This window comes from Pseudomonas sp. Fl4BN1 (genome assembly GCF_009908285.1).
GTDB lineage: Bacteria > Pseudomonadota > Gammaproteobacteria > Pseudomonadales > Pseudomonadaceae > Aquipseudomonas.
In genome coordinates this window covers 51,112-72,554 of record NZ_JAAARM010000014.1, presented here as the reverse complement: position 1 = coordinate 72,554, position 21,443 = coordinate 51,112, and the positions used below count along the sequence as shown (strand labels likewise).

Here is a 21,443-nt window from a genome sequence, read left to right as displayed (position 1 = left end):
GCAATAAAACCCGCCTGGTGCGGGTTTTATCGTTTCTGCCCCGTGGAACTTCACCATTGCAAACTGATGCCGCTTTCGAACTCGCGCTCCTCCCCGGTCAGCGGATCGATGAAACGCAGGCCCTGAGCCAGTAATTTCAGCGGGTTGGCATAATCGTCCTCAGCGTCTTTGAGTACCTCGGGGTAGAACGGGTCATTGCAGATTGCCGCTCCCAGAGCACTCATGTGCACCCGCAATTGATGCTTCTTGCCCGTTACCGGATACAAGGCGTAGCGCCACAGGTCAGCGTGTTTTTCCCTGACCTCGATGGCAGTTTCGGTATTGCTCGGCCCCTCCCCCTCTTGCATGCGAAAGAAGGGTTCACCGTCCACCAGCCTGCTCTTGTGGACCCGAGGAAAGTCCAGGTTCGGCAAGGCCCGGGCAATGGCCTCGTAGCGTTTTTCTATCTTCCGGGTAGGGAACAACGCCTGATAGGCCGAGCGGCTACCGGGATCAGCGGAAAACAGCACCAGCCCCGCTGTATGCCGGTCGATACGATGCAAGGGCACCAGATGTGGGTTATCCAGGCGGCGGATCAGCCGTCGTAGCAAGGTCTGCTCGACATACTCGCCGGCCGGAGTGACGGGAAGAAAGTGCGGTTTGTCTGCGACCACTAGATGCTCGTCGGCATACAGGATCGTCTCCTGCACCGGGATCACTTTCTCGTCCGGCACCTCGCGAAAGTAATGAATCCGCAGGCCTTCGCGGTAGGCCAACTCCAGGCTGATGGGCTGGCCCTGCCCGTCCAGCACCCGGCCACGGGCAATACGGTCCAGCCATTGCTCACGGCTGATGGCCTTGAAGTGATCACACAGACATTCCAGTACCGTCGACCAGGAACCGGGGGGCAGGTACAAGGTGCTGGCCTGATGCTGTGCAGCTGAAAAACTCGCAGAAGACATACAGAAACTCGAGGGATCAATGCAAGGCGGCATTATCCAACAGCAATCTCCAGGAGCCTAGGGAACAGTTTCCTCGACATCAAGCGCAAGACTGCTTGGCCTGGGCCGCCGCCTCGGTGAACTCCTTGAGCCAGCGCAGCACATCCACCGCCTCCCAGCGCCCCGGGTCATAAAGTGCATAAAGCAACCCCTGGTAACCCACCACATCCAGTTGCCGGTGGTAACCCGCGCGCTGGAACAGAGCCTCGATCTCGGCGAAGCAGGTATTGAAGTGCAGCTTGTTGAAGGGTGTCTTGCCCTCGGTGACCAATCCATCCAGGCGCAACTCAAGCACCGCCTCACGGACTACATCACTGGACATGTTGTTCACGCTGTTTTTCAGTTGTTCGACATTGACCATCTCTATTCCTTTATCGGTTTGAAGCGTCCGCCACATCCATCAGGGTTGCTTGCGCCCCACATAACTGACCACCCACAACACCACGCCCCAGATCTCCATAGACCCCAGGTCATCCAGAACGATGGAAGAGATTGAAGGGCGCGCCGCCTTGAGCAGCAAGCCGCCACGGGGGTCGGGCGCCAGCAGGCGCAGCGAGTATTCCAGGCTGCCTTGAGGGCGTACTACAAGGTACTGGTCAACCACCGGCGTGGCCGAGCGATCGACAATCAGGCGGTCTCCAGGGTAGATGCCAAACCCCAGCAGGTTGTCATCATCGACCAGCAAACCGTGGATCTGTGGAGCACCAAGCCCCAGGGTCCGATCGAGGGAAAACCCGCTGCCGCTGGGCTCGTTGGCCCAGGAGGCGCAGTCACTGTCTCCCAGCCCCAGGAAACGGGCTGGCGACGGCTTGGAGCGTTCGGTACCGGTGAGGAAAGTGAGAGACATGGCGAGACTCCTCGATAGCTGTATATGCATACAGTAACCGAATCGACGGATCTCGCCAATGAATTCCAACCGCGAGCGACAGGCGGAAGTAATCCTGTATCGGACCAGGCGTCAGCGCAGAAACGCCACCACCTGCTCGGCGTCGAAGGGCCAGTCCAGTTCGGCGCCATTGTCTGCGCGGCGCAACACCGGGATGCGCAGACCATAGGTTTCGAACAATTCCGGTGTGTCGGCGATGTCCACCAGCTCGACCATCAGGCCGTGCTCCACCAGCGGCATCAACTCGGCCTCGGCCAGTTCGCACAGGTGGCAACCAAGGGTGCCGAACAATTGGCATTCAGGGGGCATGACGAAGTAACCATTGAGGAACAGGTGGTTATTCTAGGCCCAGGAGAAAAAGCCGTCGACCAAGGCACGATCAAAGAATGAACCGGACCCGGCGACTGGCCAGAATCAACAACGGTGCCACTCCAAAGGCCAGCGCTAGCACCAGCCCCGCCATCGAATTGCCGTAGGACATCCCCAGAGACAAGGCGCCAAGAATGAACCAGGGGTGCACGTAATACACCGCCGAAGACAGCTTCGCCGCAAAATTACTCTCGGATGCCCGGGGGTAAACCATCGGCAACAGGAACAGCGCAGGTGTGATCACCAGCAACGACGCGAGGAAATCGAAATTCTGCTCGACGTCAGCGCGCAAGGCGAAATTCAGCCCGGCCTCGGCCAGGGTCAACCCCAGCCCGAGCAACAACCAGCACCAGATACCGCGCCGACCGACGCGCTGCGCGATTTGATGCCGGGCACAGAGGAAACCAATGGCCATGAACGGAAAGCCCATGAACAGGAAATTGCGCGCCGTATAGTCGTTCTGATTGAAATGCTGGAGAAACCCATTGGGCAACTCGAAATAGACCCGTGCGTATTGCAGGCCCAGGCCGATCAGAAACGCCACCAGGGCTAGACCGATCAGGACGCTCGAGCGCCAGTGACGCAGCACCAGCAACATCACCCCGCCGCCGAGCATGCCCATCAGGTACCACAGGTGGAAATAACCGATCAGCAGACTCTTCAACACCCCCAGCACCCCGCCAATGCTGGCAATGGTCGCCGGATCAACATACTGCGGGCTGTAGACCAGCATCCAGAACAAGTAGATCAGCAGGACCCGCTTGAACCACTGGGCAAAGGAGTGGCCGCCGCTCAGGGTCTGGTACAGGTAATAACCATTGATGATGAAAAACGTCGGCACAGCCACCCGGAACAGGCCGTTGCACAACAAGTAACCCGCCCAGGTGTAGTTGCCGCCCAGCAGCTTGCAGTGCAGCGCCACCACCATCACCGCCAGCAGGACTTTCATGGCGTCAAGGTTTCCGTTGAGGACTTTCGACATCGATGACTACCCGAATAAGCAGTAAGGACACAGGCAACTACGCCGGATCGCAATGTTTGTGGCTGGGGGCAGAACGGAAACGGCGCTTGCAGTAGGCCGTGGCGCGATCGAGGATCGGCTTCTCGTAAAAGTGATACCCCACCCAGCCATAGCAGACTACCGCGGCCATCATCAGAACGATGAACACCAGGTTATCCACATAACTTGAGGGCCAGGCACCGATCACCAGCCAGGCCCGCCCCACCACCCCCAGCACCAGCAGATGAGACAGGTAGATGGTGTAGGACATATCACCAGTAGCAGTAAGAAAGGCCGGCATCCGGATCAGTTGCCGACGCTCCAACAAGGCCAGGGACAAGGTCAGGGTACCGAATGTCAGCCCCACCGCCAGCATCCTCGGCAAGCCTTCGGTAAAGAACAATTGATAGGTATAGATCAGCGGAAAGCCTACCAACAGCGACGCCGCCAGAGCCCCCCAGACCAGTACGGTGGGCACCTTGGCGCTATAGGGCCCATAGAAGAACAGCGCCAGGGCGCTGCCGGCGATGAACTCTAGAGCATAGGGATGGAGGATGATCTTCAGGGCCGGGGAATAGTCCTGCCAGTCCTGCAACAGGTTGAAAACCACCAGCGCCAACGCCCACAGCAGCAAAATCAGCGGCAGGCGCTTCTCCTTGAAAAACAGGAACAGCGTGAACATCAGGTAGAACCACAACTCGAACAGCAGCGACCAGGCCACCATCACCAGCAATACCCGATCATTGGGCAACAGCAGGAACGACATCCACAGGTTCGAGCCGCCATGGGAGGTGTTCACCAGTCCCGGCTGCCACAGGTACACCCCGAGGGTGATGAAGAAATACAACCAGTAAGTCGGATAGATCCGCGACAACCGATTGAACAGGAAGCGCTGGGTCTCGACGCTTTTCTGAAAGCGTCCACGACTGACAATGACCATCACAAAGCCGCTGATGACAAAGAACAGGTCGACCCCGAGCTGGAAGAAATTGAGGAAAATCGGCAATAGGATGTCGCCACCGGAGTATTTGATTTCCACCGACATCATGTGGAACAGCACCACCCCCAACACCGCGGCCCCACGCAACCCTTGCAGTGAATACAGACGCTCCATATACCTCTCCGGCTACTCACTGGCTGGGTCCTGTGGATAACCCCACAACCCGGGCAACGCGTTTATCGACAGTTTCTGAGCATAGCGAAGGCTCGTGAATATGAGACATTCTCGACAAAGAATGACATGAGTCAGGAAGGTTCTCAGCCGCGCGGGTGATCCTCGCGGCCTTTTTGCCTCCAGGCTTTACCCAGCCTGCCCCTTGTCCGGAGATGCCCGTTGTTTGCCAATCTACTGATCATTCTCGCCTCGTCACTGGTGGTCATCGCGCTGTTCCGGCGCCTGAGCCTGCCGCCGGTGCTGGGCTACCTGTCCGTCGGGCTGATGGTGGGCCCCACCGCCCTGGACTGGGTCAACGACAGTGAGGATCTGCCGGATCTGGCTGAGCTGGGGGTGGTTTTCTTGCTGTTCTCCCTGGGCCTGGAGTTTTCCCTGTCGAAGATGCTGGCCCTGCGCCGCGTGGTGTTTGGCCTGGGCAGCCTGCAGGTTCTCTGTAGCGGCCTGATCCTCGGCGCACTCCTGGCCTTGTTCGGCATGCCGCTGATTCCTGCGCTGATGCTCGGTACGGGCCTGGCCCTGTCGTCCACCGCTATCGTCAGCAAGGAGCTGACCAGCCTCGGCGAGATCTTCAGCAGCCATGGGCAGAACGCCATCGGCGTGCTGCTGTTCCAGGACATCGTGGCGGTGCTGTTGCTGACCCTGGTCCCGGTCTTCGCCGGCAGCAGCGACCAGGCCTGGTACTGGGCCCTGCCCGTGACCCTGGGCAAGACCCTGGTGTTGTTCTTCGGCCTGCTGCTGGCCAGTCGCTGGCTGCTACCCCGGCTGTTCCATGAAGTTGCCGCCTCGCACTCCGCGGAACTGTTCGTGCTGCTGGCCCTGGTGATTGTCTTGCTGACCGCCTGGCTCACCCACCTGCTGGGCCTGTCACCGGCTCTGGGCGCCTTCCTCGCCGGCATGCTGCTGGGAGAAAGTCATTACCGGCACCAGATCGAGGCCGATATACGTCCGTTCCGCGACATCCTCCTCGGGCTGTTCTTCGTCAGCATCGGCATGCTCATCGACCTGCAGTTGTTCATCGATCATGCCCCGCTGATTCTCGGCCTGACCCTGGCCCTGCTGCTGATCAAGGGCTCGGTGGTGGCTGTCTTGCTCAAACTGCGCGGCAGCGACGGCGAGACGGCCTGGCGCAGCGGCCTGGCCCTGGCCCAGGGCGGTGAATTCTGCTTCGCCCTGATGGCGCAGATGCAGCTCAGCCAAATGATCCCGCCAGAGATCAGCAGCCTGCTGCTGGCCGCCACCTTCTGTTCCATGCTGTTGACCCCGCTATTGCTGCGCGCCGCGCCACTGATTACCGCCAGGCTGCACCGCAAGCCCAACCAAGCCGCGCAACTGGAGGAGATCAGCGCACAGAACGCCACCCTGCAGGGCCATGTGCTGATCTGCGGTTATGGCCGGGTCGGCCAGTCCATCGGGCGTTTTCTGCGCCACGAGCAATTGCGCTACATAGCTCTGGATGATGATCCAGTGCGGGTCGAGGAAGCCTCGGCAGCAGAAAGTTGCGTGCACTACGGTGATTGCCGGCGCGCTGATCTGCTGACGGCGGTGGGCATCGGGCGGGCGCGGCTGCTGGTGATTGCCGTGGATAAAACCGACATTGCCCTGAGTGTGCTCAAGGCAGCGCGCAGCCTGGACAAGACAGTGCCGATCCTGGTCCGCACCCGGGATGACAGCCAACTGACCGAGCTCAAGGCCGCCGGGGCCAATGAAGTCGTGCCGGAGCTGCTGGAGTCGAGCCTGATGCTGGCGTCCCACGCGCTGATCATGCTCGGCCTGCCGGAGCAGCGGGTACAGCGCACGGTGGATGAAGTGCGCCACAGCCGCTATCGCCTGCTGCACGGTTTCTACCACGGCACCCAAAGCAGCACCCAGGACAATCACGAACCGCCTGCCGTGCAGATGCACGCGGTGAAACTCGACGCCGATGCCCACGCCTGCAACCTGTTGCTGCAAGAGCTGGGACTGGAAGAGCTAGGAGTCGATGTCCGTGGGGTGCAGCGTGACGGCAACGACCTGCCGCTCAATCCAGGCCCACGCCTGCAGCCTGGCGACCGGGTGCTGGTCTGTGGCCAGCAAGCGGCGATCGAAGCCTGCGAAGCGCGTCTGCAAGGCGGTTGAACGCGCTCCGCAGAGGCCCTGAACAACCAACTGTCAGGGCCTTGAAACCGGTCGGAGTGGTGTCAGTCCTGGCTCACCGCGCCGATCTTGTGCAGCGACAGATCGGCGCCGTAATACTCCTGTTCCTGAGTCAGGCGCAGCCCGCAAGTGGCCTTGATCGCGCCATACACGGCAAAGCCCCCCAACAGCGCCACCGCTACCCCAAGCCCGGTGCCGAGCAGTTGACTGATCAGGCTGATACCGCCCAACCCACCCAGGGCGCTCTGGCCGAAAATCCCGCAGGCAATGCCCCCCACACGCCACACAGGCCATGCAGTGGCCAGACCCCCAGTACATCATCGATCTTCCATTGGCTCTGAGCAGCGATGAAGCACCAGACGAACAAGGCCCCGGCAATCGCCCCGGTCAGCAGGGCGCCCACCGGATGCATCAGGTCCGAGCCAGCGCACACCGCCACCAACCCGGCCAGCGGCCCGTTATGCAAGAAACCCGGGTCATTGCGACCGACGATCAGCGCCGCCACCGTGCCCCCGACCATGGCCATCAAGGAGTTCACCGCCACCAACCCACTCACGCCTTGCAGGGTCTGGGCGCTCATTACGTTGAAACCGAACCAGCCGACAATCAGGATCCACGAACCCAGGGCCAGGAACGGAATGCTCGACGGCGCAAAGGCCACCAGCTTGCCGTCGCGATAACGACCGTTGCGCGGCCCCAGCAACAGCACTGCCGCCAGCGCCAGCCAGCCGCCCATGGCATGCACCACCACGGACCCGGCGAAATCATGGAAGCCGGCGCCAAAGCGCTGCTGCAACCAGGCCTGCACACCGAAGTTGCCGTTCCATACCAGGCCCTCGAAGAACGGGTAGATGAAGGCCACGATCAGCACCGTGGCACACAACTGCGGAACAAAACGCGCGCGTTCGGCGATACCACCGGAGATAATCGCCGGGATGGCCGCGGCGAAGGTCAGCAGAAAGAAGAACTTCACCAAGCCGTAGCCGTGATCGGCACTGATCACCGCCGCCGGCTGCAGGAAGCTCACACCGTAGGAGATCCAATAGCCTATAAAGAAATAGGCCAGGGTCGAGACCGCGAAGTCGCTGAGGATTTTCGACAGCGCGTTGACCTGATTCTTCTGCCGGACCGTGCCCACTTCGAGGAAGGCAAAACCGGCGTGCATGGCCAGGACCATGACCGCACCGATCAGGATGAACAAGGTGTTGGAGCCGTGGACCAGGGTGTCCACAGCGCTTTGCAGATTTTCCATGAGGCTGGCAGATCCGGCATTGGCCATCTGTTTCAATGCGTGATGCACCGCAAGCCCTGCACCAAGTTGGCTCCGAGGCGCTCCATCGAGCGCAATCGGTGAACCGTTTTGGCGCGCCAGGCCTCGGGCGCGAAACAGCACAGAAGTGAATAACCTGAGGTGGTGATTTATTTGGCCAGGGTTTACGCGGTTCGCACCGCCTCCCTCGCTCGTTTTCGGCGCAGGCGTCAAGCCCGGCGCACCAGGACAAAGCAAAAGCTGTACCAGGCAATTACAGTGAACCTTCACTGGGGCCTCACACTCATAGCTCACACAAGCAACCAACGGAGAAACAAGCATGGCCAGCAAAACGGCAAAGACGGCTCAAGAAGTACTGATGGCGGATTTTCAGGCACTGGTCAGTGACACGGAGCGTCTGCTGGAACACACCGCGACCCTGGCCGGCGACCAGGCCGACGAGCTGCGCGAACAGATCCACGACAGCCTGCTCAAGGCCCGGGAAACCCTGCAACTGACCGAGGAATCCCTGCGCCAGCGTGGCCAGGCGGCGGTCACCGCAGCTGAAGACTATGTGCAGACCAACCCCTGGCAATCGGTCGGGATCGCTGCCGGGGTCGGCTTCCTGATCGGCCTGCTGGCGACGCGGCGCTGATATGGCTATCGGCGAATCCGCTGCGTCCGGCAACGGCCCGAGCGCTTCCTCACGGCGCCTTGGGGCTGCGGTCCTGGGGCTATTGCACAGCCACGTCGAACTGTTCGGCATCGAGTTGCAGGAGCAAAAGGCGCGCACCGTGAGCCTGCTGTTGTTTGCCGGGCTGGCCCTGGTGTTTGCCCTGCTGTTGCTGGTGGGGCTGTCGACACTGGTGCTGATCCTGCTGTGGGACAGCTATCGCCTGGCCGGGATCATTGGCCTGTGCCTGTTCTACACCCTGGCTGCGATTTTCTGCGGCCTGCGCCTCAAGGCCGCGATCTTCGATGAGTCCTCACCCTTCCACGCCACTCTCGAAGAGTTGGCCAATGATCGGGAGCGCCTGCTGCCATGAAGCTGCCCGAGATTCCGCAGAACACTTCACGCCGGGAAATGCGCAAGGTACTGATCCGCCTGCGCATGGAAATGCACCGCCAGGAAATCCGCCACGAATCCCAGCAATTGCTGCAGCCCCTGCAACGGGTCCGCGGCCTGGGGCAAAGCTGGCAGGAAGGGTTTGGCATCAAGCACGCCCCACTCTGGGGCGTGGCGGTGGTGACCCTGTTGGGGTTCCTCACCGGTAAGGGCGCCAAGAGCGGTGGCGTCAGCAGCCTCACGCGCCTGGTTCGCCTGGGCACCAGCCTGCTGCCACTGATCAAGCTGGCGCTGCAAGGCGCCTCGCGCAAACCCTGAGCGAGCGGCCGCAACCGGCCTGCAACCGGCATCTGCTGATCTGGCTGCATTCTTGCTAAGCAACCCGGATCGGCCCCTTTACCAAGGGGCCGACCAAGGGTGTGTGAAAACGCCGTATTGCCGAACGCCGCAGTGTTCACACAGCCTGGACTCCTGTCTGTCCAACCGACAGCCACAGCTCCCTACCAACAAGACTCTGATAAGGAGGCCCTGTGATCGACGGGCAACCGCTCGCCTGCTTCCAGCCATTCATCGATACCGCCACCGGGCGGATCGCCGGGGTCGAAGCTCTGGGCCGCCTGCGCCAGGGCAATGGGCAACTGGCGTCGGTGGGGCCACTGTTCGCCGATCCCCGTACCCCGTCCAGCGCCTTGCGCCGTCTTGATCGCCTGGTCCGTGACGATGCTTTGCGCCGCCTCCACGAAGCCCCGGCGGACTGGTTCCTGAGCCTGAACATTTCCCCACGCTGGATCAGTCGGTTGCGGCCCGGGCAGCCTTTGCCCAGCCTCAGGCAGTTGCAGCAAAACGATGTCGATCCTCGACACATCGTCTTCGAGATCACCGAGCTGGGGGGCAACAGCCAGCGCCTAACGGAGGTGGTGGCGCGCTACCGCCAGGCCGGGGCACGAATCGCCATCGACGACTTCGGTGCCGGCTACTCGCAACTGGACCGGGTACTGGCGCTGCAACCGGACATCCTCAAGCTCGACATGCGCCTGTTCCAGGCCGCCGCCCGCGGCGGACCCAGCAGCGATGTGGTCAAGGCCCTGGCGCAGATGGCGGAAAAAACCGGCTGCTGGATCATCGCCGAGGGCGTGGAGACCGAGGCCGAACTGGATTTTGCCCTGGAGTGCGGCTCCCGCTACGTGCAGGGCTTCCTGTTTGCCCGGGCCGAGGAACAGCTGTTTGCCAGCGATGCCTTTGTCCAGCCCTTCGCCCGCCTGCGGGAGCGCTATGTGCGCCACAAGCTGGCCGAACGCAACTGCCTGATGCGCATGCGCCAGCAACTGGCAGAGCTGATGAACCTGCTGCAGGCCTGGGCGCAAGCCCGGGCTCCCATCAGCCAACTGCCCGCAGTGGAGGCCTTTCCCTGGCTGCTGCGCTTCTACCAGTGCGACCGCCATGGCACCCAACTGACGCCCAACCTGGAATGGCGCCACAACCACTGGCAGGCCGACAGTAGCTATGTGGGCCACAACTGGTCCTGGCGCCCGTACTTCTATCACCTGCTGGCCGAAGGCTGGGAAGAGCGCCGCCTGACCCTGTCCAACACCTACCGCGACGCCACCAGCAACCAGTACTGCCTGACGGCTGGCCAGTTTTTCGACAACGGCCAGCGCCTGCTGCTGATCGATATCGACGCTGCCGGCCTGTAACCCCACCCCATCTGCCGGCGAACGCGGCGACGTGAAGGATGCACGACCATCGGGCCCTTTCGCCGGCAAGCCGGCTCCTACCGGTGAGGCGCGGGCCAGGCCATTTCCGTGTAGGAGCTGGCTTGCCAGCGAAGGTGTTCGCCAGATGGATGCACGACCATCAGGTCCTTTCGCCGGCAAGCCGGCTCCTACCGGTGAGGCGCGGGCCAGGCCATTTCCGTGTAGGAGCTGGCTTGCCAGCGAAGGTGTTCGCCAGATGGATGCACGACCATCAGGTCCTTTCGCCGGCAAGCCGGCTCCTACAGGTGAGGCGCAGGCCAGGCCATTTCCGTGTAGGAGCTGACTTGCCAGCGAAGGCGTTCGCCAGATGGATGCACGACCATCGGGTCTTTTCGCCGGCAAGCCGGCTCCTGCAGGTGAGGCGCAGGCCAGGCCATTTCCGTGTAGGAGCTGGCTTGCCAGCGAAGGCGTTCGCCAGATGGATGCACGACCATCGGGCCCTTTCGCCGGCAAGCCGGCTCCTACAGGTGAGGCGCGGGCCAGGCCATTTCCATGTAGGAGCTGGCTTGCCAGCGAAGGCGTTCGCCAGATGGATGCACGACCATCGGGTCTTTTCGCCGGCAAGCCGGCTCCTGCAGGTGAGGCGCAGGCCAGGCCATTTCCGTGTAGGAGCTGGCTTGCCAGCGAAGGCGTTCGCCAGATGGATGCACGACCATCGGGCCCTTTCGCCGGCAAGCCGGCTCCTACAGGTGAGGCGCGGGCCAGGCCATTTCCATGTAGGAGCTGGCTTGCCAGCGAAGGCGTTCGCCAGATGGATGCACGACCATCGGGTCTTTTCGCCGGCAAGCCGGCTCCTGCAGGTGAGGCGCAGGCCAGGCCATTTCCGTGTAGGAGCTGGCTTGCCAGCGAAGGCGTTCGCCAGATGGATGCACGACCATCGGGTCTTTTCGCCGGCAAGCCGGCTCCTACCGGTGAGGCGCAGGCCAGGCCATTTCCATGTAGGAGCTGGCTTGCCAGCGAAGGCGCCGGCCAAGTGGATGCACCAGCGCGGGCAACGCCCCTCTTGCGGCCACGCCCGGGAACCCGGAAGCTGGGCGCCTCAGTTTTTTTTCGGAGAGACCCCGCCTTGGATTGGCAGACCCTGCTCAACCGCGAACGCCTCGGAAAGCCAGTGCACAGCCCGGAAGAACTTGGCCGTAGCCCTTTCCACAAAGACCATGACCGCATCATATTTTCCGGCGCCTTCCGCCGCCTGGGGCGCAAGACCCAGGTGCACCCGGTGTCCAGCAACGACCATATCCACACCCGCCTGACCCACTCCCTGGAAGTCAGCTGCGTCGGTCGCTCACTGGGCATGCGCGTCGGCGAGACCCTGCGCGGCGCCCTGCCCGACTGGTGCGAGCCCAGCGATCTGGGGATGGTGGTGCAATCTGCCTGCCTGGCCCACGACATTGGCAACCCGCCTTTCGGTCACTCCGGTGAGGACGCCATCCGACACTGGTTCCAGCAGGCCGCCGGGCGTGGCTGGCTGGATGCAATGAGCGAGGCAGAACGCCAGGACTTCCTCAATTTCGAAGGCAATGCCCAGGGTTTCCGGGTCTTGACCCAGCTTGAATATCATCAGTTCGACGGCGGTACCCGGCTGACCTACGCCACTCTGGGTACCTACCTGAAATACCCCTGGACCGCGCGCCATGCCGACTCCCTGGGCTACAAGAAGCACAAGTTCGGCTGCTACCAGAGCGAACTGCCACTGCTGGAACAGATCGCCCACAAGCTGGGCCTGCCACAACTGGAGGAACAGCGCTGGGCGCGGCACCCGCTGGTGTACCTGATGGAGGCTGCGGACGACATCTGCTACGCCCTGATCGACCTTGAAGACGGCCTGGAAATGGAGCTGCTGGAGTACGCCGAAGTCGAGGCGCTGCTGCTGGGACTGGTGGGCGACGACCTGCCGGAAACCTATCGCCAGCTGGGCCCGGGGGATTCTCGCCGGCGACGCTTGGCGATCCTCCGGGGCAAGGCCATCGAACACCTGACCAACGCCGCCGCCCGGGCCTTCGTCGAACAGCAGGACGCCCTGCTGGCCGGCACCCTGCATGGCGACCTGGTGGAGCATATGCACGGCCCGGCCAAGCGTTGCGTGCTCAACGCCAAGGACATTGCGCGCAAGAAAATCTTCCAGGACAAACGCAAGACCCTGCACGAGATCGGCGCCTACACCACCCTGGAGATCCTGCTGAACTCCTTCTGCGGCGCAGCGCTGGAACAGCATGGCGGCAAAACCCCGTCGTTCAAGAACCGACGGATTCTCGATCTGCTGGGCAACAACGCACCGGATCCACACTGGCCGCTGCACACCTCGTTCCTGCGGATGATCGACTTCATCGCCGGCATGACCGACAGCTACGCCAGCGAAATGGCCCGGGAAATGACCGGGCGCTCAAGCCCGCAGTAACCCTTGGAACTCAAGCGCCTGGCCACTGCGCCAGGTGCTTGATATGTCCTGCGACATCCAATCCAGCACTAAGGGATTCCCCTACCCCCAGCAGTCGACGCACCCGCCTTCAAACTAATGACGAGTGGGCCTTCACTGGGAAAACACTGAGAAAAACATAGAAATAGTTCGGCATTACGTATCTAAGGAAAACCCTTATCAACAATGATCAAACTAGAGAATCAAGAAATAGAGCAACAACTCAGTTAATGAAACCAACTAGCAAAAATCAAAATAACTCTGGTTCGAAATAACTGCATGCAATCACAGAATTAAACACCTCATTGATCATTCAACCAAACATCCTACCTTTCAAAAACCCACACTCCTCGCTACACCCCTTGCCAATCAAGGACACCGCTCAAACTTTGTTAGCCTTCTATGCATTTACAATTTACGTACAAATTGAGTTTTTAGTTTCAGATAGTCTCGATTTCAACAGGATATTTCCCCGCTAGCCGCCCCCTCCGGAAATTAATTTTGCTCTGCGCTGTAACGTTTCCAACTCAACCCACTCAACCCTTTTGTCATACCTGAATTTGCACTGACTTACCCGGCACTTACTCAGGAACTGTCACTCTCGCGCACTTGAACACTGACCCACCGATATACATATCGACGGCATCTCATGTTCACAGAGCAGAACTAAAAGCGACGTACTACTTGAGCCCCATGACCGGCCTCCTGGTTGTTCGTCACTTGGTCTTTTTTACAGTAAGGATGCCAAGTGCCCTATTCATTACGCACTGACCGCTCCCTTCTCACCCACACCAGCGGCTGGTGCCTGGGACTGCTGCTTGGCCTGACCTACTTGCCGTCAGCCTTGGGCGACGACCTGCAACCAGGACAGGAAGCCCTGCGCCTGCAGCAGCAACAGCAACGAGACCTGCAACAACTGCAACTGGAACAGCGCCAGCGGCAGATGCAGCGTGGCAGTTTCAGCAGCACCCCCGCCACCCCGAGCCTGCCGGAACAAACCACTAGCGATACGCGTTGCTGGCCCTTCAGCGGCACCCGCATTGGCGGCGTCAGCCTGTTCAGCAAAACCCGGCTCAACGACTACATCAAGCCATACGTGGCACCCTGCATGGGGATCAATCAGATCAACCAACTGCTGGCGGCCATCACCCGTTTCTATGTCGAAGCCGGCTACATCGCCAGCCGCCCGTACCTGGCCAGCACCCCGGTGGCCGGACACAGCCTGGATATCCTGATAGAGGAAGGCTACGTCGAAGCCATCGAGCTGGCTGACCAGAGCCTGCCAGTCTCCTTGCGCGGAGCGTTCCCGGGCATGCTCGGCGAGCCCCTGAACCTGCGGGACCTGGAACAGGGCCTGGACCAGTTGAACCGCCTGCGCTCCCTGGACCTGACCGCCGACATCGCTCCCGGCAGCGAACCTGGAGCCTCGCGGATCATTCTGCGTTCGCGCAGCAGCGCTGCCCGTTGGGGGCTTGGGCTCGGCGTGGATAACCTCGGCAGCGCCGGCACCGGCCGTGATCGGCAATCGGTCAACCTCAACTTCGACAGCCCACTGCAAATCAACGACGCGCTGAACCTGAACTACAGCGACACCCTCAACCACGGCCCGCGCTACAGCCGCAGCAGCAGCCTGTTCTATTCGGTGCCCTACGGTTACTGGACCTACAGCCTGTTCGCCAGCCACGCCGAATACCGCGCGCCGCTCAAGCTGGCTCGCACCACCCTGTACAACAGCGGCCGTACCGACATGGTCAGCGGCCGCGCCGACCGGGTGCTGTGGCGCGATCAGAGCCACCAGCTCAGCGCCAACCTGCAACTGGCCTACAAGGACGTCGACAGCTACCTGCAAAAAGCCCACCTGCAGATCCAGAGCCCTACCCTGACCGTGGCCGAGGCCGGGCTCAACCTGTTCTGGCTCAACAGCGCGGTATGGAACCTGGATGTCAATTACGCCCAGGGCCTGACCTGGTTCGGTGCCGACCGTGATTCGCAGCAGGTGCAGCGCAACCTGCCCCAGGCGCAATTTCGCAAGTACCGCGCGGGTCTCAGCCAGTGGCGCAATGGCCAGTGGGGCGCACAACGCTGGCAGTGGCAGAGCCAGTTGTCCCTGCAGTACAGCCCGGACCCGTTGCCGGCTATCGAACAGCTGTTGGGCACCGACGATTCGGCGGTTCGCGGCTACCGCGTAAACAGTGCCTCCGGCGCCATCGGCGGGGTCTGGCGCAACACCCTGCGCCTGCCGCTGAGCAACGATCTGCCAGTGAAGATCACCCCACGCCTGGGCCTGGACAACGGCTGGATCAAGGCCAAGCACGGAGCCCAAAGCCAACACCTGAGCGGCGCCAGCGCCGGAATCAACCTGGCCTGGAAAAACCTCCAGCTCGACCTCGACTACCAACGCAGCCTGAACACCCCGGAACACTTTCGCCCGGAACCGGAAGTCTGGCTGGCCAGGATCAGCCTGCAGATTTGACCCACCGCTGCTTAGCCTGAATCAACCGACGAACCTGAGCACCACGCGCCGTTGCACCCGATAAAGCAACGCTCGGCTCACCCACTTAGAACGAGGTTCTCATGCCTGACAACACTCATAGGTTTCACCTTTCACCCCAGGGTACATTGCGCTGGACCATCGCCGGCCTGCTGCTGGCGTCCCATCTGCCCCTGGCGCTTGCCGGCGGGATCACCGTGGTGGGAGGCCCCGGCGGCACCCCGATCCTGCAAAACCAGGGCGGCGTGCCCATCGTCAATATCGTCGCGCCCAATGCCGGCGGCCTGTCCCATAACCAATTCATCGACTACAACGTCGGGCAGCAGGGTGTGGTACTGAACAATGCCTTGCAGGCCGGGCAGTCGCAATTGGCCGGGCAACTGGCGGCCAACGCGCAGTTCCAGGGCCAGGCGGCCAGCGTGATTCTCAACGAGGTGATCAGCCAAAACGCCTCGCAACTCAACGGCGCCCAGGAAATCTTCGGCCGTGCCGCCGACTTCGTGCTGGCCAACCCCAACGGTATCTCGGTCAACGGCGGCAGCTTCATCAACACCCCGAACGCCAGCCTGGTGGTCGGTCGCCCGGAACTCCAGGACGGCAAGTTGCAAGGACTCAACACCCAGGGCGCCCAGGGCCAGTTGAATATCCACGCCGGCGGACTGCGTAATGCCGAAGGTTCAATCAACCTGATCGCGCCACGTATCGACAGCAAGGGCGAGCTCAAGGCCCGCGACCAGTTGAATGTGACCGTTGGCCGTAACCAGCTGGACTACCCCAGCGGCAAGGTCCTGAATGTCGATCCGAGCAGTCGCGCCCAGGAGCAACGCATCGACGCCAGTCTGTTCGGCGCAATGCAAGCCGGACGGATCAACATCGTCAGCACCGCCGAAGGCGCCGGAGTGCGCGTCGGCGCGGTCCAGGTGGACGGTCGTGACGGGGTCAAGCTGAGTTCCGCCGGCGACCTCGACATCCGCGGCCAGGCTGTGGACAACAGCCTCGACGCCATCCGCGCCGGCGTTCGCAGCCAGGGCGATATCGAGCTGCACGGAGCCAAGGATCTGACCCTGGCAGCTACCGATGTCAGCGGCCGCAACGTCAAGCTCGATGCTGGGCGCAACCTGACCCTGAGCAGCATCGAAAGCCGCAAGCTCCAGGAAAAACGCCAACAGTGGGACAAAAGCACTATCGGCATTACCTGGGAAACCTACGACCGCACCGAGACCGACAGCGACACCCGCCAGCACGGAAACAAAGTGGTGGCACAGCACGATGCCGAGCTGAATTCCGGTGCCCATACAGAAATCCAGGGCAGCAGCGTCGAAGCCGGTAATCGCCTGAAAGCCAACAGCGGCGGCGATCTGCGGCTGACGGCAGCCACCGAAACCCACACCCAGCGCGACCAGGGCCAGCATCGCAAGCACCTGTGGAAGGAGAACTGGGACACCGCCAGCAGTGAGCAACGCAGCGTCACCAGCCAACTCAAGGCCGGCAGTCAGCTGAAACTGAGCAGTGAGCAAACGCTGCAACTGCAAGGTGCCGATCTGCACAGCAAAGGCGACATTGAGCTGGCCGCGAAGGACGTCGACATCAACAGCGCCAGCCGTCAACAGAGCCAGAGCAACCAGCGTTACTCCGGCGACCTGGTGGGTGGTGGTTTCTTCGGCAAGAACGCCGACGGCGACCAGGGCAAGATCGAAAACCAAGGCAGCAAGGTCAATGCCGACGGCAAGCTGATCGTCCGCGCCGACAGCGTCCGCGTCAGCGGCAGCCAGGTCCGCGGCGGTACCGAGGCCAGCGTCGTCAGCGACAAGGGCTCACTGACCATCGATGGCGTGCAAGACACCTCCCACAGCAACAACCACAGCAAAGACAGCAAGTTCTTCGGCATCGCCAAGGACGAGAGCCGCCAGCAGAACAAGGGCAGCAGCACCGTCAGCAGCCAACTGCGCTCGGACAGCAACCTCAAGTTGCACAGTGCCGAGGACCTGACCATCAGCGGTTCCCAGGTCACTGCCAAGGGCCACCTCGACGCCAGCGCCGACGGCACCGTCAAAGTCGCGGCAGCCGAAGATACCCAACACAGCAACACCAGCACCCAAACCCGCGGCTTCGACGCTTACGCCAAGGAAAATGCCCCGGGCACCACTCAGTACCGGGCCGGCGTGCGCTACCAGGATGAACAGCGCAACGAGAGCACTGACAGCACCCGACAGCAGGCCTCCAGCCTCAGCGGCGGCACCCTGGCGGTCAGCGCCGGCGCCGATCTGCGTGTCGAGGGCAGCAACCTGGCGGCAACGGCTGGCGATGTCAGCCTGAGCGGGAAGAATGTGCAGTTGCTGGCTTCGGACAACACCCAAGAGAAACGCAGCGACAGCACCACCACCGGCGGCGGTTTCTACTACACCGGCGGCCTGGACCGGGCCGGCAATGGCGTGGAAGTGGCTCACAACAGCAGCCAGGACAGCAGCAGCAAGACCACCGCCCAGACCAGCAGCGTCGCCGCCAGTGGCAACCTGACCATCAATGCCGGCAACCGTCTGAGCACTGAAGGTGCCCAGGTCAAGGCCGGTGGCGCGCTGCAAGTCAACGCCGCCGAGATCGATAACAAGGCCGCGCACAACAGCGAAAGCAGCCAGCACCAGGAGAACAACTGGGCGGTGGATGTCGGCGCCAATGTCGAATACAAGGGTGTCACCCGGCCGATCGAGAAAGCCATCCAGGGAGTGGCACAGCGCAAGTTCCACCAGCCCGGAGTGCTTGATGCCCTGGAACAGCCCAACATCGGGCTCGATGTGGATGTCAGCCACCAGAACCGCCAGCGCAGCGAAAGCACCAGCAATGCCGTGGTCAGCCAGTTGAGCGGCGGCCAGGTCGACGTCAAGGTCGACGGACAACTGCGTGATCAAGGCACCCAGTACAGCGCCACCGACGGCGCCGTGAAGATCAGCGCCGACAGCCTGCTGGCCAGTGCCGCCAGCAATACCCACAGCAGCAGCGAACAGGCCGTGGACGCCAAGGCCGGCGTACGGGTCTACACCAATACCGGTGAGGACCTGAATATCCGCGGCAGCGGTGCCGGCGGCAGCAGCACCGTCACCAGCAGCAGCGAAAAAGCCCAGGTGGGCAGCTACGCTGGCAGCCAAGGCGTGGACATCAAGCTCGCGGGCGACGGGCGCTTCGAAGGTAGCCAGTTCAATGGCGGCCAAGCCGGGGTGAGCATAAAGACCGGTGGTGAGCTGGCGCTGAACCAGGCCAATGACCGCCAAAGCAGCAGCAACTCCAGCTTGCGTGGCGATGCCTCGCTGAGCCTGGGCACGATGCCAGGCAGCAGCGGTACCAACTTCAACCTCGGCGCCGGGCTGCAACTGGATCACAAGACCCTGGACCAGCAGGACAGCCAAGCGCGAGTTGCCAGTATCCAGGGCCAGGGACCGATTCAGTTGCACAGCGGCGCCGGCATGACGCTGCAGGGCACACAGATCGGCAACGCCGCGCGCCCCACCGGCGATATCAGTCTGAACGCCGGTGGCAAGCTCGACTTGCAGGCCGCAGTCGACACCCACAGCAGCCAGGGCAGCAACCTGGGCGGCGGCCTCACGGCAGGTGGCGGCAAAACCAGCAGCGAACAAAGCAGCGGCAAGAGCGCCAACTTCAGCGCCAACTTCAACATTGGCCGGGTCTCTGAAAATGACCAGAGCCAGCACGGCGGCCAACTCTATAGCCAGGGCACGGTCCTCCTGGGCAGCGCCGCCAGCGGCGACAGTGCGATTCACTTGCAGGGCACGCGGATCGACGCCGCCAAGGTGGTCCTGGATGCAGCCCAGGGCGGCATCTATCAGGAGTCGGCGCAGTCCACCCTGGCCCACAACAACTGGGGCCTGAACTTGGGCGCAGGGGCAAACCTGGGCAAGACCACCCTGGCCGATGCCGGTGAACACGACTCGCCGAAGATCGACCGCGGGATCAATGCCCGGGTCAAGATCGACGTCGACCAGCGTCAGAGCACCACCCAGCACAACAGTCTGATCAAAGCCGATCAGGTGACCTTCAACAGTGCCGGTGACGTGCATCTGGCCGGTGCCCGCATCGACGCTCAGCGAGTCGACGGGGTGATCGGCGGCGACCTCAATGTCGAAAGCCGTCAGGACCAGTCGCGCAGCACCCAGGTCAATATCGACGCCAAACTGGACGTGGCAAAAAACCAGCCGGGCCTGGTGAGCAAGCTGAGCAAACCTGCCGGCCCGCTCAAGGACAGCTTGCAGGCCAAGGCCGAGAAAGGCTTCGACAAGCACCGCGAGAAGCTGGAAAACGCCGTCGACAAGGGCGTGGACAAACTCAGCTCGGCCAAGGACACAGTGGTTGCCAAGGCCAGCGACGCCAAGGAGCGTCTGGGTGAGAAACTCAGCCGCAGCGGCAGCTACGATGTCAATCCGGAGCCCCGTGGCGCCTTCGGCAATGGCGTGGACAAGGCCAAGAACTACCTGGCCGATAAAGCCGACGCCGTGGGTAATCGTTTCTCCAGCCTGAAGGAGCGCTTCTGGCCAAAAACCAGCGACAGCTACTCGGTCAGCGAGAAGAACAGCACCGGCAGCCAGGTGGCCAACACTGCCGAAGGCGTGCTGTTCGGCGACAAGAGCGGCAAGACCTCCTACACCCCGACCTTGAACCTGAGCTTCAGCCACGCGGGCAAGAACAGCGTGGAGCAAGCCTCGGGCATCAGTGGTCAACAAGGAGTCAACCTGCGGGTGAACGGCGCAACCCAGCTCACCGGTGCACGCATCGGTGCCAGCGAGGGCCATGTCGAGCTGGGCGGTTCCAAGGTCAGCAGCACGGCCCTGGCCGGTTCGGACTATCGCGTCGACGCCGGGGTCAACCTGTCGAAATCCCCGGTCAACGTAGCGCTCGCCAGCGGTACCGAACTGACCCGCAAACAGGACGACGCCACTCAAAAGGACCAGTTGTTCAACCTGGGCCCGCTGCGTGTCGGCGGCCATAGTGACAGTCAACTGCTGCAAGCCGGCATCGACCAGCAAACACCATGAGGCCTGGGCCGCCCTCCTGTTCGGAGGGCGGCCTTGAGTGGCCTGCGCCAACTGTTCTGACGACTCCTGACCGCGGCCGGATAGCCGCCCTGCCCTCTTCTACTTCCCTTAACTGCCAACTGACTGTAATCCCTCCCCTTATTCGTTGTAAGACCTGTCTTAGATTGGGTCTTTCAGCACTTTGGCAATTATATCTCCCCCATCGGCTGAGCTACTGTCTGGGCCTTCTATTTATTGGCAGGAAACCAGTATGGGCTCAGTACTTATCGTCGATGATCATCCCGTCATACGCCTGGCCATTCGTATTCTGCTGGAGCATGAAGAATATAAAATCGTCGGTGAAACCGATAACGGAGTCGATGCACTGCAAATGGTCAGAGAATGCGAACCAGACCTGATCATCCTCGACATCTGCATCCCCAAGCTCGACGGACTGGAGCTTCTGGAACGCTTCAGCAACATGCCAAGACCCCCGCACACCCTGGTTCTTACAGCCCAGTCCGCGGCCTTGTTCGCCAATCGCTGCATGCGCGCCGGAGCCAGCGGCTATGTCTGCAAACAAAAGGACCTGAGTGAACTGCTCAGCGCCATCAAGGCGATCTGCAGTGGCTACAACTACTTTCCCAGCCAGGCGCTGCAAGTCGATCGAACGGGTCATGGCTTAACTTTAGAGTTGGCACAATTCAATTCGTTAAATGATCGCGAATTGATGGTCCTGCAACTTTTTGCCATGGGCCAGACCAATAATAAAATTGCCAGCGGCATGTTTCTCAGCAATAAAACCGTCAGCACTTACAAGAAACGCATCATGCAAAAAATGGCAACCACCTCGATGAGTAAACTGGTGGATATGGCCAAGCGCAATGAGTTGATATGAAGCGCA

General features: G+C 61.6%; 15 protein-coding genes and 1 pseudogene. 9 read left to right on the top strand and 7 right to left on the bottom strand.

Going from position 1 to position 21,443, the window contains the following annotated elements:
* Window positions 1-50: 50 nt before the first annotated feature.
* The 6 genes from GV818_RS17320 to GV818_RS17295 all read right to left on the bottom strand — a co-directional run bounded on the left by GV818_RS17320 (window position 51) and on the right by GV818_RS17295 (window position 4,349).
* Complete coding sequence (locus GV818_RS17320) at window positions 51-941, bottom strand: pseudouridine synthase (RefSeq protein WP_161756948.1); 891 nt, start codon at window positions 939-941, stop codon at window positions 51-53.
* A gap of 79 nt (window positions 942-1,020) precedes the next feature.
* Window positions 1,021-1,341: a transcriptional regulator gene (locus tag GV818_RS17315; protein ID WP_161756949.1), complete on the bottom strand. Its 321-nt coding sequence runs from the start codon at window positions 1,339-1,341 to the stop codon at window positions 1,021-1,023.
* 39 nt (window positions 1,342-1,380) lie between these two features.
* The gene (locus GV818_RS17310) at window positions 1,381-1,827 is read right to left on the bottom strand and encodes a S24 family peptidase (protein ID WP_161756950.1); all 447 of its coding nucleotides are present in this window, start codon (window positions 1,825-1,827) and stop codon (window positions 1,381-1,383) included.
* Between the two features lie 111 nt (window positions 1,828-1,938).
* On the bottom strand, window positions 1,939-2,175 hold the full coding sequence (locus GV818_RS17305) for a glutaredoxin family protein (RefSeq protein ID WP_161756951.1): 237 nt from the start codon (window positions 2,173-2,175) through the stop codon (window positions 1,939-1,941).
* A 70-nt stretch (window positions 2,176-2,245) separates the two neighbouring features.
* Entirely contained in the window at window positions 2,246-3,217 is a 972-nt protein-coding gene (locus GV818_RS17300) for an acyltransferase family protein (protein ID WP_161777072.1), read from the bottom strand.
* A gap of 37 nt (window positions 3,218-3,254) precedes the next feature.
* A complete protein-coding gene (locus GV818_RS17295; RefSeq protein WP_161756953.1) occupies window positions 3,255-4,349 on the bottom strand; it encodes an acyltransferase family protein in 1,095 nt (364 codons plus the stop codon).
* A gap of 219 nt (window positions 4,350-4,568) precedes the next feature.
* Here GV818_RS17295 and GV818_RS17290 point away from each other — a divergent pair, with 219 nt between their 5' ends.
* A complete protein-coding gene (locus GV818_RS17290; protein ID WP_161756954.1) occupies window positions 4,569-6,524 on the top strand; it encodes a cation:proton antiporter in 1,956 nt (651 codons plus the stop codon).
* A 62-nt stretch (window positions 6,525-6,586) separates the two neighbouring features.
* On the opposite strand, the pseudogene GV818_RS17285 reads toward GV818_RS17290, so the two are convergent.
* Window positions 6,587-7,794 (bottom strand): annotated as a pseudogene (locus GV818_RS17285) (ammonium transporter).
* Window positions 7,795-8,131: 337 nt separating this feature from the next.
* On the opposite strand from GV818_RS17285, the gene GV818_RS17280 reads away from it, so the two are divergent.
* The 8 genes from GV818_RS17280 (at window position 8,132) to GV818_RS17245 (ending at window position 21,437) form a co-directional block, all read left to right on the top strand.
* Window positions 8,132-8,446 carry a DUF883 family protein gene (locus GV818_RS17280; RefSeq protein ID WP_161756956.1) on the top strand — a complete coding sequence of 105 codons (315 nt, stop codon included), beginning with the start codon at window positions 8,132-8,134 and terminating at the stop codon, window positions 8,444-8,446.
* A 1-nt stretch (window position 8,447) separates the two neighbouring features.
* Window positions 8,448-8,837 (top strand): phage holin family protein, encoded by a 390-nt coding sequence (locus tag GV818_RS17275; RefSeq protein ID WP_161756957.1) that lies wholly within the window; start codon window positions 8,448-8,450, stop codon window positions 8,835-8,837.
* Window positions 8,834-9,175 (top strand): hypothetical protein, encoded by a 342-nt coding sequence (locus tag GV818_RS17270; protein WP_161756958.1) that lies wholly within the window; start codon window positions 8,834-8,836, stop codon window positions 9,173-9,175. The genes GV818_RS17275 and GV818_RS17270 overlap by 4 nt, the downstream gene beginning before the upstream one ends.
* Before the next feature lie 212 nt (window positions 9,176-9,387).
* Window positions 9,388-10,551, top strand: a complete 1,164-nt coding sequence (locus GV818_RS17265; RefSeq protein WP_161777071.1) for an EAL domain-containing protein — start codon at window positions 9,388-9,390, stop codon at window positions 10,549-10,551.
* Window positions 10,552-11,677: 1,126 nt separating this feature from the next.
* The gene (locus tag GV818_RS17260; RefSeq protein ID WP_161756960.1) at window positions 11,678-13,009 is read left to right on the top strand and encodes a deoxyguanosinetriphosphate triphosphohydrolase; all 1,332 of its coding nucleotides are present in this window, start codon (window positions 11,678-11,680) and stop codon (window positions 13,007-13,009) included.
* A gap of 766 nt (window positions 13,010-13,775) precedes the next feature.
* Window positions 13,776-15,500, top strand: coding sequence for a ShlB/FhaC/HecB family hemolysin secretion/activation protein (locus GV818_RS17255; RefSeq protein ID WP_161777070.1), 1,725 nt, complete (start codon window positions 13,776-13,778; stop codon window positions 15,498-15,500).
* A gap of 101 nt (window positions 15,501-15,601) precedes the next feature.
* Entirely contained in the window at window positions 15,602-20,560 is a 4,959-nt protein-coding gene (locus GV818_RS17250; RefSeq protein WP_161777069.1) for a hemagglutinin repeat-containing protein, read from the top strand.
* A gap of 250 nt (window positions 20,561-20,810) precedes the next feature.
* Window positions 20,811-21,437: a response regulator transcription factor gene (locus GV818_RS17245; RefSeq protein ID WP_161756963.1), complete on the top strand. Its 627-nt coding sequence runs from the start codon at window positions 20,811-20,813 to the stop codon at window positions 21,435-21,437.
* Window positions 21,438-21,443: the final 6 nt, after the last annotated feature.

What these genes read in the sequence shown, in the direction of transcription:
- GV818_RS17320 (WP_161756948.1), bottom strand. Translation starts at nt 941, where the DNA reads ATGTCTTCTGCGAGTTTTTCAGCTGCACAGCATCAGGCCAGCACCTTG.
- GV818_RS17315 (WP_161756949.1), bottom strand. Translation starts at nt 1,341, where the DNA reads ATGGTCAATGTCGAACAACTGAAAAACAGCGTGAACAACATGTCCAGT.
- GV818_RS17310 (WP_161756950.1), bottom strand. Translation starts at nt 1,827, where the DNA reads ATGTCTCTCACTTTCCTCACCGGTACCGAACGCTCCAAGCCGTCGCCA.
- GV818_RS17305 (WP_161756951.1), bottom strand. Translation starts at nt 2,175, where the DNA reads ATGCCCCCTGAATGCCAATTGTTCGGCACCCTTGGTTGCCACCTGTGC.
- GV818_RS17300 (WP_161777072.1), bottom strand. Translation starts at nt 3,217, where the DNA reads ATGTCGAAAGTCCTCAACGGAAACCTTGACGCCATGAAAGTCCTGCTG.
- GV818_RS17295 (WP_161756953.1), bottom strand. Translation starts at nt 4,349, where the DNA reads ATGGAGCGTCTGTATTCACTGCAAGGGTTGCGTGGGGCCGCGGTGTTG.
- GV818_RS17280 (WP_161756956.1), top strand. Translation starts at nt 8,132, where the DNA reads ATGGCCAGCAAAACGGCAAAGACGGCTCAAGAAGTACTGATGGCGGAT.
- GV818_RS17275 (WP_161756957.1), top strand. Translation starts at nt 8,448, where the DNA reads ATGGCTATCGGCGAATCCGCTGCGTCCGGCAACGGCCCGAGCGCTTCC.
- GV818_RS17270 (WP_161756958.1), top strand. Translation starts at nt 8,834, where the DNA reads ATGAAGCTGCCCGAGATTCCGCAGAACACTTCACGCCGGGAAATGCGC.
- GV818_RS17250 (WP_161777069.1), top strand. Translation starts at nt 15,602, where the DNA reads ATGCCTGACAACACTCATAGGTTTCACCTTTCACCCCAGGGTACATTG.
- GV818_RS17245 (WP_161756963.1), top strand. Translation starts at nt 20,811, where the DNA reads ATGGGCTCAGTACTTATCGTCGATGATCATCCCGTCATACGCCTGGCC.